The organism is Actinomycetota bacterium, from assembly GCA_030017835.1.
Lineage (GTDB): Bacteria > Actinomycetota > Aquicultoria > UBA3085 > Oleimmundimicrobiaceae > Yes70-04.
On the sequence record JASEGU010000001.1, the window covers coordinates 111,484 to 124,887 of the forward strand.

Genomic DNA, 13,404 nt, shown 5'->3' on the forward strand with positions numbered 1-13,404 from the left:
AACCAAATATGATTTTCCGGGGAGCTTAAATGCTGAGAGTTCTTCGCCCCCTAGGCGCAAGATGACCCGTTGAACCTGTCTGGATAATGCCGGCGTAGGGAGGAGGTATTTCAAGATTTGTCCGCAGGCATGCGGACATTTTTTTTCAAGATGGATCCTTCATTCTATGTAGTTACGCAAAATATGAATTCTTCCACTTTGAGCCAGGTTGAGCTGGTTCGCTCGGCTTTAAATGGCGGGGCAACGGTCATCCAGCTCAGAGAGAAGAAGGCTTCAAATGATGTCATTTTGAAGACCGCAAGAGAGCTCAAAACCCTGACCGACGAATTCGATGTCCCTCTGATAATCAACGATCAGGTGGATACGGCCATTGCAATAGACGCAGATGGTGTTCATGTGGGAGACGAAGACATGCCGGTTATAAGGGCAAGACGGCTTCTTGGGGATAAAAAGATAATTGGAGCCTCCTGCATCGACTTAAGAACAGCCCTCTTGGCCGAGGAGGCGGGGGCCGACTATATTGGCCTCGGCCCAATCTATCAGACCGATACCAAGAAGTGTAGGATTGCGCCCTTAGGCCCAGCTACCCTATATGAGATAAAAAAAAGGATAAGGATACCGATTGTTGCCATTGGAGGAATAAATGAAGGCAACCTCAAAGAGGTTCTTCTGGCCGGAGCGGATGGCGTTGCGATGATATCGTTGATTGCCGGAGCACCCGATATCGATGAGGCGATCGCAAGAATTAATAAGCTAATCAAAGAGACCAAGGGGGTCAAAGAGAAGTGAGTTTGAATGAAGTTCATATAACTAAGGCGATTTTGCAGGAGTTTTTGGAGTTATTCATAGACTCGACCGAGGTCGATGTGGCTCTTGTGGGAGGCGGGCCTGCCAATCTGGTTGCAGCTACCTACTTGGCAAAAAAAGGTGTTAAAACGGTGATTTTTGAGAAGAAACTATCTCTGGGAGGCGGAATCTGGGGTGGCGGCATGATGTTTCCAAGGATAGTCGTGCAAGAGGAGGCCAGGCGGATTCTGGAGGACTTTCAGATTAAACACATTGAGAGGGGCACGGGCTACTACCTTGCCGACGCCATCGAGACGGTCGGAAAGATGATAAGCGCAGCCTGTGATGCTGGGGTTAAGATTTTCAACCTTATGAGCGTCGAGGACGTGATGATAAGAGAAGAAGACGAGGTAGTCGGCCTGGTTTTAAATTGGACGGCAGTCAATATGGCAAACCTGCATGTAGACCCCATGGCTATAGCCGCCAAAGTGGTCGTAGACGGAACGGGACACGATGCCGAAGTTTGCCGGATCGTCGAAAAAAAGATCTCCGGCAAAAGGCTTAAAGTACACGGCGAAAAACCGATGTGGGCGGATGTGGGGGAGAGGATCCTTCTCGATACCACCAAAGAGGTATATCCTGGGCTCATAGTTTCTGGAATGGCAGCCAATGCGGTGGCAGGAGGCCACAGGATGGGGCCGATCTTCGGCGGCATGATGCTCTCTGGTGAAAAGGCCGCTCAAATTGCCCTTGAAAAGCTGGGAGTGGAGCATTAATGACAATAATTTCACAGGTCAAAGCGGGCAATATCCCTGGCGAGGTGGCTCAAGTTGCCAAGGATGAGGGAGTTGAGCTTGACCTTTTACTCAAAAGGCTCGCCCAGGGCCGGGTGGTTATACCGAGGAATAAGGATCGAGGCCACATTAAGCCGATCGGCATCGGTGAGGGGTTAAAGACCAAAGTTAATGCCAATATAGGTACGTCCAAAGGATATCCCTCCCTCGAGGAAGAGCTTAAAAAGCTTGAAACCGTGATCGAAGCCAAGTCGGATACGGTCATGGATCTTAGCACCGGAGGCGATATAAACCAGATTCGAAGGGAGATCTTAAAGAGATCAACCATCCCTCTTGGCACGGTCCCCATCTACCAGGCGGCTGTATCAGCCATGGATAAGTTTGAGACGGTTGTGGCCATGGATAAAGACCATATGTTTGAGGTCCTAAGGGAGCAGGCCAAAGATGGAGTCGACTTCTTTACCATCCATGCCGGTTTGAACCTTTCGGCCCTAGAGAGCCTGGATAAGGACAAGAGGCTGATGGACGTGGTCAGCCGCGGCGGGGTCTTTACGATCGGCTGGATGCTTCATAACGAGAAAGAGAACCCTTTCTACGAGGAGTTCGATGAGGTTTTGGCCATTGCCAAAGAATACGATGTCACCTTGAGCTTGGGAGACGGGCTCCGGCCGGGCTGCATAGATGACGCGACGGACCGGCCCCAAATCCAAGAGCTCTTGACCCTCGGCGAGCTCGTCGACAGAGCCAGGGAGGCCGAGGTGCAAGTCATGGTGGAGGGGCCAGGTCACGTTCCTTTAGACCAGATCGCTCTAAACATACAGCTTCAAAAGGAGGTCTGCAAGGGAGCACCGTTTTATGTTCTCGGTCCTCTGGTCACCGATATTGCTCCCGGCTATGACCATATAACCTCGGCGATAGGCGGGGCCTACGCCGCATTTTTGGGAGCGGACTATCTCTGTTACGTTACTCCCCGCGAGCATCTCGGGCTACCGACGGTCGAAGATGTTGAAGAGGGCGTGATAGCCTCCAGGATCGCAGCTCACGCAGCAGATCTGGCCAAAGGGCAACCCGGAGCTAGAGAGTGGGATAGAGAGATGGCAAAGGCGAGGAAGGCCCTCGATTGGAGGGCAGAGATCGATATCTCGATAAATCCGAAAAAGACTGCCAAATTTTATGATGAGAGAAATCAAGAGCAGGAGGGAACCTGCACAATGTGCGGAGATTTCTGTGCCATAAAGCTCGTTGAATCGTATTTTGAATGAGTTGGACAGGGAGGGGGAAGCGCCATGTTGATCGGTGATATTGGAGAACTCGGATTTCTAGAGCGGATTTCATCAAGATTCTCGAAAGACTCTGATGACGTCATAATCTCTTTTGGAGATGACGCGGCTGTCATCGAACCCAAAAAGGATAAATATATCGCCATGACGACCGACATGCTCATCGAGGGCGTTCACTTCGATCTCTCCTTCATGTCTCCCTTCGATCTTGGACGCAAAGCCATCTTGGTCAATGTCAGCGACATCGCAGCCATGGCCGGGAATCCAGCATACGCCCTTGTTTCATTGGGTTTAACCAAGGGTTGCGACCTTGAATTCTTAAATCAGCTTTACGATGGTCTCTTTACGGCGGCCAAAGAATACGATCTCAAAATTTTGGGCGGAGATACGGTGAGCTCGCCAGGTGCTATCACGATCAACGTCACTCTTATCGGCACGGTTGAGCCCGCCCTCTTGACGCGGAGAAGCGGGGCTAAAGTTGGCGATGCGATTCTGGTGACCGGAACTTTGGGTAATTCCGCGGCCGGCCTTTTCGCCTTAAAGAATAGACTTGATTCTCCCAAGGAGATGATCCTAAGACACATTAAGCCTACCCCCAGGGTCAAAGAGGCGACTGTGGCCGCATCGGTCGGGATCAACGCCCTTGAGGACATCAGCGATGGGCTGGCCAGCGAGATAAACCACATCTCAAAAGAGAGTGGCGTTGGGGCCATTCTCTTTGAAGACCTCCTTCCCATAAGCGAAAACTTGAAAAGGTTCTCAAAGGAAAATAATCAGAATGTCATTGACTTTGCCCTATATGGCGGGGAGGATTATGAGCTGGTCTTTACGGCTTCTTCAGACCTTGCTGATGAGATCATCGAGGACATCAAGGCGAAGACCAAGACAGATGTGAACGTAATCGGCGAAATCGTCGAATCGGCCGAAGGCGTAAACTTGATCACAGTTAAGGGCGAGAAATTTCCCATCAAATTCGGCTACGACCACTTTAAGAAGTAGTGATGGACGTAAAAAAGATCCTATTGATCGGAGGAACCGATCCAAGCGGCGGGGCGGGAGTTGTCCTCGACTCCTTCATAGCGGCTGAGCTTAACGCCTTTCCCTACGCGGTCGTAACTGCAGTCATAGCCCAAAGCAGCACGGGCGTTTTTGCAATCCAAAAGCTCGATACCGAAATCATAGAAGCTCAACTGGAGGCAGTCCTCTCAGAGGGCGGAATCGCCGCCGTAAAGAGCGGGGTGCTCCACTCCAAAGAGGCCATATTGGTCCTCTCAACCACCCTTGAGAGACTTTTAGATATCCCCTTCGTCCTCGATCCCGTTCTTGTCTCATCCAGCGGAACCAAGCTTCTAAGCGAGGACGGAATCGGTTTTTTAAAAGAGCGCCTCTTCCCCAAGGCGACCATAGTCACCCCAAACCTTGAAGAAGCCGAGGCCCTTTCCAAGATAAAGATCGACTCACAAGCGGATATCAAGCGGGCGGCGGATATCATATTGGAATCTGGTCCCAAGTGGGTTCTAGTAAAAGGTGGCCATCTCGAAGGGGATTACGCCTTGGACTACCTTTTTGGCGAGCAAGACGCCGTCTTTGCCTTGCCAAGAATCGAGAGGGGAGAGGATGTTCGGGGGACCGGTTGCATTTTTGCGACCTCACTTGCGGTAAACCTCCTCAATAGGAAGGAGGTTGCTGAGGCGGTTCAACTGGCCAAAGAAAACACTTTAAATAAGATACGCTCGGCTCTGCATATCGGTCGAGGCCGCCCGCAGATTTCATTCATTCGCTAAGGGGCGCAATAAAAAAACCGGGCAAAAACCCGGCTTTTTAAGAGCTCTCTTTCAAAAAAAATCGATCTAGGCCTTGGTTACCTTGTTAGCCTTTATGCATTTGGTGCAGACGCTGGCCTTTTTGGTCCTCTTTCCCTCTACGACATTGATGGTCTGAACGTTAGCTCTCTGGACCTTTAAGGTCTTCTTGTGTGAGTGACTCACATTCTTTCCAAAAAGCGGGCCCTTGCCGCAAACCTGACACTTCCCAGACATCAAAATCTCCCATCCATATTTTTACCGCAAAAATATTAACACTTAAAGGTTAAGGATGCAAGAAAGCAGCCCAAGCTTAAGGCTTATGCTATAATTTTTTTGAAGTTGACGATCTTGGTGGGGAAAAATGGATGATGAAATTGTGCCTCTTGGAGGAATCAGCGTCTCGAACGACGCGGTAGTGGATATGGTCCATTCGATCATTTCACAGAGCTATGGGGCGGACGGGACGTCGCCTTTAAGGTGGTTTAAGGGGTTCTTTGGGATGCTCAACACCGACTTCTTTAAAAAGGGGATCCGAGCTAAAACCGTTGGATCCAAAGTGATCATCGATCTTGACCTCGTCATTGAAGAGGGAGTCAACCCTTCAGAGGTGGCAAGCGCCCTTGCAGATCGGATCGAATATGAGCTTGATAAGTATTTGAGCGTTGACGTCGGCGAGGTAAACATCCACCTCAAAGATATATCAAGAGACTGATTTGGAGCCCAATGGCAAATAGCAAAGAGGCGACCATTTTGCAGATCGTGGAAGCGGCCTTAAACGCTCTAAGGTGCCACGAAGAAGAGGTAAACCTCTTAAACGTCTATCCCGTGCCCGATGGAGATACTGGCAGCAACATGGTCCACACCATGGAATCGGTTTATGAGGGACTTCTCGTCCTAAAAGAGACCGACAAGGGAGCGGCCTACAAGACCATGATCGAGGCCTCTCTAATGGGGGGCAGGGGCAACTCCGGTGTTATATTATCCCAAATAATCAAAGGTTTTTGTGAGGTTCTGGCCGACTCGGAACACCTAGATTCCGCCCTCATCTCAAGGGCCCTTGAGAATTCATCCAAGGTGGCGTTCAAAGCGATAAAGAAGCCTGCCGAGGGAACCATTTTGACCGTAATCAAGGACATGGCCAAGGCATCTCGCAACCACAAAGGCGATGATATCAATTCGTTCCTCGATTTCATAATTGAAGCGGGCCGCAGGTCGGTTGCCAGAGGACCAGAACTTTTGCCCGTCCTGAAGGAAGCAGGCGTCGTCGACGCCGGAGGATGGGGCCTTTTGGTCATGGCAAGCGCGGTCAGCTCTTTCGTAAAAGGTGAGACCGAGCACGAAGAGCTGATAGGGCGAAGGCTTCCCAAGAGTACGGCCATAGAGACCTCGCTGACCTTTACCTACTGCACCGAGCTCATAGTCGAATCCGAGGGGCTGGACGCTTCCGAGCTCGAAGATGTTTTGGCGGGTCTTGGCGACTCCCTGCTTGTGGTCGGAAGAGAGGGACTCGCTCACGTTCATATCCATACCGATTGCCCCGGCGACGTCTTAAATATCGCCACAAGTGCCGGGACGCTTCTAGAAGTTAAGATAAACAATATGGCGAGCGAGGTGAAGGATAGAGCAGACCTCCATGGGCCTGAAGCGGGCGAAATCGGGATAGTTGCCATCTCCAGCGGAGAGGGGATAAAGAAGATACTGATGAGTCTTGGCGCTCTTTGCGTTATAAGCGGCGGCCAGACCATGAACGTCAGCGTCAAGGATATTCTGGCCGCCGCTAAAGATTTGAATAACTCTGCCATCATCATCTTGCCAGGCAATAAGAACATAATTTTGGCAGCCGAAAGGGCCGCTGACATGTGTGAAAAAGAGGCGGGGGTGGTTCCAACAAAATCTGCTATCGAGTCATTTTCAGCCCTGCTCTCATTCGATCCCAATCTAAGCCTCAAGGAGAATCTTGCCATGATGACCGATTCCATCTTAGACGTTAGAACGGGAGAGTTGACGCGGGCGGTCAGGGAGGCCAAGACGACAGCATGTCTTGTAAAGAAGGGCAATTTCTTGGGTCTGATAGATCAAGAGATCTCTGTGGTCGGTTCCTCATTCTTGAAGACGGCGCTCGCACTGATCGATGAAATGGTTGATGAGGATAGCGAGAGCATGATCATTCTTTTCGGCCAAGATATAAAGGAGAAGGAGAGAAAGGTCCTTATAAGAGAGGCGTCAAAGAGGTATAAATCTTTATAGATCGAATCGCATGATGGCGGTCAACCGCTATATCACCTTATAGTCGGAGTCGAGTGAAGCTAAAAGGAGGTCTTTATGGATCAGATTGCCATAGTTACCGATAGCACGGCCGACCTGGGCGAGGGTTATTACCTGGAGCATAACGTGACGATGGTTCCTCTTTCGGTCCGTTTTGAGAAGGAGTTCTATAAGGACTGGGTGGAAATGGGTCCGGAAGCCTTTTATGCAAAGCTTAAGGCCTCTGAGGTAATTCCAAAGACCTCTCAACCGACGGTGGCGGAGTTTGAAAAGGTCTTTAAGGAGCTCTCCAAAAATCACGATCGCATCATCTCCATCCATATCTCTGGAGCCTTAAGCGGGACCACTCAATCGGCTCAAATAGCCGCTGAAAGCGCGCCCGCCCAGGTCTCGGTCATAGATGGCCGCCAAGGGTCGCTCGCCACTGGACTTCTGGTTGATATCGCTGTCAGGGCGAGAGATGACGGCAAGTGTGCAGATGAGATAGTAGAAATGCTCAAACGCGCGGCGGCTGGCATAACCATACTTTTCATGGTCGATACCCTAAAATACCTCCATCTCGGCGGCCGGATAGGAAAGGCGAACGCCCTGGCCGGAAGCCTCTTGAATATCAAACCCATTCTGACCCTAGAGGATGGCGTTGTGACTCCCTTCAAGAAGATGAAGGGAGCAAAGAAGGCTATGGTTGAGATGGTAAGTGAGCTAAAGTCCCAGATAGATCAGCTGAGACCATACTATCTCATGCTGGCCGACGCCGACGCCTTTGAAAACATCTCATACTTGAAGGGACTCATCGAGTCCGAAAAATTAAGACCAAGCCGCTTCATAGAAGGCAAAATAGGTCCGGTTATAGGGACATACGTTGGGCCCGGAGCGGTCGCTCTCGTTTTCTATCAGGAGCCCCAATCATAGATGAGTGGGATTTGCATCAATTATTTTGCTCAACTTTTTAAACCTAAAGATTCAAGGTGATCAAAGCGGACAGAGAGACCAAAAAACCACCAAGGCGCCTCCAACTCATGGATCCGATAACAGATCTTTTAGGCGTCGGAGAAGCGTTGGCCAAAAAGCTTATGAAGCTCGGCATAAATAGAGCATTCGACCTCCTTCATCACTATCCGGCTCGCTATCTCGACTTCAGCAAGATTCAAAAGATAGATCAGTTACGAGTCGGGGAAGAGGTGACGGTGATCGGGAGAATCAAAGAGATAAACAAAAGCTCCCCCCGTTTGAATTTGAAAATTTTAAAGGTGGGAATCTTCGATGAGACCGGCTATATCTTTGCTATCTGGTTCAATCAAGACTACATCGCAAAGAGATTGAAAAAGGAAGACACCATCGCCATAAGCGGCAAGGTTGCAAGCAAGTTTGGAGTTTTGCAGATTCAAAATCCCTACTACGATATAATCGAGGACGATTTTTTATCTCACAATCCCATAAATACGGCGGCAATAATACCGGTCCACAGCGCCTCGATGGAGATTTCGCCTGCCAGGATAAGGCGCTTGGTGAGCAATCTTTTAAATGCCTTGGGCAAAATTGATGACTATTTGCCATCAAAGCTAAGGAAACGCTTTGCACTCTGCGGGCTCGATTTTGCGATCAAGGAGATCCATTTTCCCTCCTCGGCCGAGTCGATAGAGAAGGCGAGAGCAAGGCTCCTCTTCGATGAGCTATTCCTCTTGCAGCTCGGACTCATCTTCAGAAAGAATCGACTCCAAGCGGCATCAAAGGGAATCGTCCACAAAATAGATGAGGATTTGCTGCACGATTTTTTCGAAAACCTCCCCTTTACGCTCACAGGAGATCAACTTAAGGCCATTGAAGAGATCAAAGCAGATATGGCGAGGCCAACTGCCATGAATCGTCTTTTGCAGGGTGAGGTCGGATCGGGCAAAACGATGGTTGCCCTGGCTACCCTCATGGTCGCGGTCAAAAACGGCTACCAAGGTGCCATGATGGCTCCAACCGAAGTTTTGGCCAAACAACATCATAAGAACCTATCGACAATCCTAAGCGGACTTGGGATAAAATCTGACTGTCTTACGGGGAGTCTTAGTTCAAACGAGAAGACGGCATTGAAGGAGGAGATATCCTCCGGGGTCACGGATATCGTCTTTGGGACGCACGCCCTAATCCAGGAGGACGTCAGTTTTGCCGCTCTCGGAGCGATAGTCGTAGACGAGCAGCATAGATTCGGGGTCGAGCAGCGTCTGGCGTTGAAAGGTAAAGGATCTCATCCCGATGTCTTGATAATGACAGCCACCCCGATTCCACGGAGTCTCTCATTAACACTCTATGGCGATCTGGATGTTAGCTCGATAAGGGAGCGGCCGAAGGGGCGGGCCGTCTCCTCATGTGTAGAGACCTATGTAGTAAGCGAGAGACAAAGGGAGAGAGCTTATAAAAAGATCATCGAAGAGATAAAGAAGGGAAGCCAAGCCTACATAATCTGTCCTCTCATCGAGGAGTCGGATAAGCTCGCCTTAAAATCCGTCAAAGATGAGGTCGAAAAGCTTAAGAAAGATATCTTTTCAGCCTATCGCGTCGGGGTTATTCATGGTCGCCTAAAGCCCCAAGAGAAGGATGGGGTGATGGAGGAGTTTAAAAAGGGTCAGATCGACATTTTGATATCAACGACCGTCATCGAAGTAGGCATCGACGTTCCAAACGCCACGGTCATCTTGATAGAGGACGCCGATCGCTTTGGTCTTTCTCAGCTCCATCAACTCAGGGGAAGGATCGGTCGCGGCAAAGAGAAGTCTTTCTGTATCCTATTTGCCAAACTCGATACGGATGAATCCAGAGCCAGGATGAAGGCGATAAAGGAGCTGACCGACGGCTTTACCCTGGCGGAACAGGATCTTATAATTAGGGGTCAAGGGGAGATATTCGGGACTAGGCAGTCGGGACTGCCCGATCTTAAGCTCGCCTCGCTTCCTAAAGATTATGAGCTTTTGAAAATGGTTAGAAGCGAAGCCGCCCGGCTCATCAAGGAGGATCCCGCCTTAACCGAATCCGAAAATGAGCGCATATTGGAGGCAATGAAGCTTAGGTTCTTCGATAAGCTCGCTTGGTTGTTCATAAGTTAGAAAAGGGACTTAATTGAGGGTTATATCGGGCACCGCCAAGGGAAGAAAGCTCTATTCTCCGAAGGGATTGGATATACGCCCAACTTCTGATATGGTCAAAGAGTCCTTGTTCAACATGCTCAACGATAAGGTCCAAGGCTGCAACGTGTTGGATATCTTTGCAGGCTCGGGCTCTATCGGCATCGAGGCCTTAAGCCGGGGGGCAAATTCTGTTGTCTTCATCGATTCCAGCCAGGATTCAGTTTCGGCAATAAAAAAGAATCTTGAACTTACCGGCCTTCCGGATAGGGCTAATATCATCAGAGCAGATGCTCTCACCACTTTGTCTAGAAAGGGTCTTAAGGGCTCTAAGTTCGAATTGATTTTTTTAGACCCTCCTTATAAAATTGACTCCGATGTGCTAAACTCCATATTTATAAGTCTTTTAAACGAAGGTTTTCTGCGCCAGGGCTCTTTGATCATCTTAGAGCACTCGTCGAAAAGAGATTTCTCTTCGCCTTTGGAGCAGATTGAGCGCAGAGTAGTCAAAAAATACGGTGATCAGGCCATAAGCATCTTTGAGGCTATTTGACCTGACCTTTAAGGAAAAGGAATGAATATAGCCGTATGTCCGGGCAGCTTTGACCCGGTAACCAGCGGTCATCTTGATATTATTTCAAGGGCTTCAAGATTATTTGACCGCGTTATAGTGGGCGTTTACACGAACGCCAAGAATGATCCCCTCTTCACCTTGGACGAGAGGCTCACCTTCATAAGGCAAGCCATAGAGGGTGATAGGACCTTAAGCAACGTCAAGGTCGAGTCGTTCAACAGTCTTCTGGTAAATTTTGCTCGAAATCATGGAGCGAGCGCCATAGTCAAAGGTTTAAGGGCCGTCTCTGATTTTGAGCACGAATTTCAGATGGCTCAACTCAACTTGAAGCTGGAGCCCAAGATAGAGACGATCTTCATGATGGCGAGCACAAAGTACGCCTATTTGAGCTCGAGCGCCGTGAAAGAGATAGCAAAGTTTTCTGGTTGCGTGGATGGCCTGGTAACCGAGGAGGTCAAGATTGGTCTTAAGAAGGCTTTTGCCAGTTAAAAGGAGGTTTTAACCTATGGATATTTCAAATTTAATAGATAGACTTGAAGATATGGTGACCACGGCCAAGAAGGTGCCCTTCGGAGCTGGGGTCATCATAAATGAGCAGAGGATATTCGAATTCGTTGATGAGATGAGGGCAAGTCTTCCCGACGAACTGAAGGAAGCAAGGTGGATAGTCAAAGAGAAGAATGAGATATTGGCCGAAGCCGAAAAGGAAGCCAATGCGATAATTGATGATGCCAAACGTAGAGCTCTGGATATGACTTCAGAGACAGAAATAGTCAAACTTTCCGAGGCTCAAGCAAGTGAGATAATTACAAGTGCTAAGGAAAAAGAGAGGGAGATAAGGCTGGGGGCCGAGGATTATGCCGATGAGATGCTGGCAAATCTCGAAGTCAATCTGGGTAAACTGCTATCGGCCGTACAAAGAGGCAGAGATAGGTTGCAGGGCAAAACGCAGCCACGAATATAGCGATTGAGCAGGTTTGCCCCTCATCTTAAAGGTTCTTGTGCTTTTACAAGAGCTTTTTTTGTGAAAACTAATCTGTGTTAAAATACATGCATTTGAAGTTGGTCGAATGATGGACCCCTTTAAAATCGATATCTCTGCCTTAAGACAGCAGCCGGGAGAGAGCCTAAAATTTAAGATCGATGAGGAAACGACCTTAAGCTCTGATAGAGACGGGCTGAGACTTAAAGGTCCACTCAGAGCGGAATTCACGGTCGAGAATATCGGCGGTGATTTTTTGGCAAGAGGCCAGGCGGAGGCGACGGTGGATTCGGTCTGCGCAAGGTGTCTTAAAGATTTCGGTTATGGATTAAAGGTCGAATTTTTGCAGTTGTTTGTGGATGATCATCTAGAGGGAGACGATGAGGCGATCAGCGTCGAAGGAGATGTGATAGATCTAAAGCCCGTGATAGAGGAGGCTCTGATACTGGACCTTCCCTTCAACAGGATATGCGATCCAGGTTGCCCAGGCATATGCCCAGTTTGCGGTCAGGACTTAAGCGAGAAGAAGTGCGATTGCAAAAAGAGCGAAATTGATATCAGGTTCTTAAAATTACTCGATTTAAAGGATAAATTAAATTCAAAGGATGGTTAGGAGGGTTTTTAGGTGGCTGTACCAAAAAGGAAAAAATCCAGGGCAAAACGCGACTCGAGGCGCTCACAACATAATAACGCTAAGGCTGCTTTGACGATGGAATGTCCACAATGTCATCAGCCGAAGTTGCCGCATCATGTCTGCAAAGAGTGCGGTTATTATGATGGCAAAAAAGCGATAGAGGTATAGAGGGCTTGTGTCTGACCCAAAGATCAGAATAGCCATAGATGCGATGGGAGGAGATTTTGCTCCCCTCGAAGTCGTAAAGGGCTCTTTTCTGGCAGCCCTTGAAAGCGACGTTGAAATAATATTAGTCGGCAAAGAAGATGAGCTCAAGGGTGAATTTGATAAGTATGACCCCAATCCCGCTCTTATCATCCTAAATGCTTCCTCCACGGTTGAGATGGGTGAATCGCCGGCAGGCGCCATAAAAGCAAAGCCGGATTCTTCAGTATCTCTTGCAGCCAAACTGGTCTTAGACGGAGGCGCCGATGCCTTCATCTCTTTTGGCAACACCGGCGCGGCCATGAGCGCGGCCTTCCTTCACATCGGTCGGATCAGCGGCGTCTTAAGACCGGCCATAGCCGTAACTTTGCCGACGGCCAAGGGAGCTTCGGTTCTTTTGGACGCTGGGGCCAATACCGACTGTAAGCCGGATGTCTTGAAACAATTTGCCGTCATGGGATCGGCCTATGCGAAAGCTATGCTGGGCCTCAAGAGTCCCACCATCGGTCTCTTGAATGTGGGCGAGGAGGCCAGCAAGGGAAGCGAGAGGTTAAAGGAGGCCCATGCCCTCATGTCCGGCGTGGAAGGATTTTACGGCAACATCGAGGGAGACGATATAGCTAAGGGAACCGTCGATGTCATAGTCTGTGACGGTCAGACCGGCAACATCGTCTTGAAACTCATAGAGGGCCTGTCAAGCGAGATATTTTCCAAGTTCAGGATAGCTATGTCATCTTCCCTTGCGGCTAGGCTCGCCGGGCTGCTCCTTAAAAAATCTTTCAAAGATCTAAAGAGAGAACTAGATTACGAAGAGTACGGTGGGGCCATACTTCTTGGCATAAACGGTGTTGCCATAGTGGGCCACGGAAAATCCAAGGCCAAGGCCGTCAAGAACGGTATTTTAGTGGCGGCTAAAATCGCTTCCAAGAATATGTTAGCCGATATAGAGCAGCACCTTTAGGAGGAAGAG

Annotated in this window: 16 protein-coding genes and 1 riboswitch; of the genes, 15 read left to right on the plus strand and 1 reads right to left on the minus strand. The window is 49.3% G+C overall.

Features of this window, described 5'->3' with window-relative positions; translation table 11 throughout:
• Positions 1–7 precede the first annotated feature (7 nt).
• A riboswitch (TPP riboswitch) is annotated at positions 8–118 on the plus strand.
• The 5 genes from thiE to thiD all read left to right on the plus strand — a co-directional run bounded on the left by thiE (position 118) and on the right by thiD (position 4,644).
• Positions 118–789, plus strand: coding sequence for a thiamine phosphate synthase (gene thiE / locus QMD53_00560; protein MDI6799170.1), 672 nt, complete (start codon positions 118–120; stop codon positions 787–789). It overlaps the preceding riboswitch by 1 nt.
• A complete protein-coding gene (locus tag QMD53_00565) occupies positions 786–1,562 on the plus strand; it encodes a sulfide-dependent adenosine diphosphate thiazole synthase (GenBank protein MDI6799171.1) in 777 nt (258 codons plus the stop codon). Before thiE ends, QMD53_00565 begins: the two co-directional genes overlap by 4 nt.
• Positions 1,562–2,842, plus strand: coding sequence for a phosphomethylpyrimidine synthase ThiC (gene thiC / locus QMD53_00570; protein ID MDI6799172.1), 1,281 nt, complete (start codon positions 1,562–1,564; stop codon positions 2,840–2,842). Before QMD53_00565 ends, thiC begins: the two co-directional genes overlap by 1 nt.
• Before the next feature lie 24 nt (positions 2,843–2,866).
• The gene (gene thiL, locus QMD53_00575; GenBank protein MDI6799173.1) at positions 2,867–3,859 is read left to right on the plus strand and encodes a thiamine-phosphate kinase; all 993 of its coding nucleotides are present in this window, start codon (positions 2,867–2,869) and stop codon (positions 3,857–3,859) included.
• Positions 3,860–3,861: 2 nt separating this feature from the next.
• Positions 3,862–4,644, plus strand: coding sequence for a bifunctional hydroxymethylpyrimidine kinase/phosphomethylpyrimidine kinase (gene thiD / locus QMD53_00580; protein MDI6799174.1), 783 nt, complete (start codon positions 3,862–3,864; stop codon positions 4,642–4,644).
• A gap of 66 nt (positions 4,645–4,710) precedes the next feature.
• Here thiD and rpmB read toward each other — a convergent pair whose 3' ends face one another.
• Entirely contained in the window at positions 4,711–4,899 is a 189-nt protein-coding gene (rpmB, locus tag QMD53_00585; protein MDI6799175.1) for a 50S ribosomal protein L28, read from the minus strand.
• A 127-nt stretch (positions 4,900–5,026) separates the two neighbouring features.
• Here rpmB and QMD53_00590 point away from each other — a divergent pair, with 127 nt between their 5' ends.
• The 10 genes from QMD53_00590 to plsX all read left to right on the plus strand — a co-directional run bounded on the left by QMD53_00590 (position 5,027) and on the right by plsX (position 13,395).
• A complete protein-coding gene (locus tag QMD53_00590) occupies positions 5,027–5,377 on the plus strand; it encodes an Asp23/Gls24 family envelope stress response protein (GenBank protein MDI6799176.1) in 351 nt (116 codons plus the stop codon).
• An 11-nt stretch (positions 5,378–5,388) separates the two neighbouring features.
• Positions 5,389–6,912, plus strand: coding sequence for a DAK2 domain-containing protein (locus tag QMD53_00595; protein ID MDI6799177.1), 1,524 nt, complete (start codon positions 5,389–5,391; stop codon positions 6,910–6,912).
• A gap of 75 nt (positions 6,913–6,987) precedes the next feature.
• Positions 6,988–7,842, plus strand: a complete 855-nt coding sequence (locus tag QMD53_00600; GenBank protein MDI6799178.1) for a DegV family protein — start codon at positions 6,988–6,990, stop codon at positions 7,840–7,842.
• A 56-nt stretch (positions 7,843–7,898) separates the two neighbouring features.
• A complete protein-coding gene (gene recG / locus QMD53_00605; GenBank protein MDI6799179.1) occupies positions 7,899–10,022 on the plus strand; it encodes an ATP-dependent DNA helicase RecG in 2,124 nt (707 codons plus the stop codon).
• A 13-nt stretch (positions 10,023–10,035) separates the two neighbouring features.
• Complete coding sequence (gene rsmD / locus QMD53_00610) at positions 10,036–10,593, plus strand: 16S rRNA (guanine(966)-N(2))-methyltransferase RsmD (GenBank protein ID MDI6799180.1); 558 nt, start codon at positions 10,036–10,038, stop codon at positions 10,591–10,593.
• Between the two features lie 21 nt (positions 10,594–10,614).
• Positions 10,615–11,103 carry a pantetheine-phosphate adenylyltransferase gene (gene coaD / locus QMD53_00615; GenBank protein MDI6799181.1) on the plus strand — a complete coding sequence of 163 codons (489 nt, stop codon included), beginning with the start codon at positions 10,615–10,617 and terminating at the stop codon, positions 11,101–11,103.
• A 16-nt stretch (positions 11,104–11,119) separates the two neighbouring features.
• Positions 11,120–11,578 carry an ATPase gene (locus tag QMD53_00620; protein MDI6799182.1) on the plus strand — a complete coding sequence of 153 codons (459 nt, stop codon included), beginning with the start codon at positions 11,120–11,122 and terminating at the stop codon, positions 11,576–11,578.
• 106 nt (positions 11,579–11,684) lie between these two features.
• A complete protein-coding gene (locus QMD53_00625) occupies positions 11,685–12,209 on the plus strand; it encodes a DUF177 domain-containing protein (protein MDI6799183.1) in 525 nt (174 codons plus the stop codon).
• Positions 12,210–12,221: 12 nt separating this feature from the next.
• Positions 12,222–12,398 carry a 50S ribosomal protein L32 gene (gene rpmF / locus QMD53_00630; GenBank protein ID MDI6799184.1) on the plus strand — a complete coding sequence of 59 codons (177 nt, stop codon included), beginning with the start codon at positions 12,222–12,224 and terminating at the stop codon, positions 12,396–12,398.
• 7 nt (positions 12,399–12,405) lie between these two features.
• Positions 12,406–13,395 (plus strand): phosphate acyltransferase PlsX, encoded by a 990-nt coding sequence (gene plsX, locus QMD53_00635; protein ID MDI6799185.1) that lies wholly within the window; start codon positions 12,406–12,408, stop codon positions 13,393–13,395.
• The last annotated feature ends 9 nt before the right edge of the window (positions 13,396–13,404 follow it).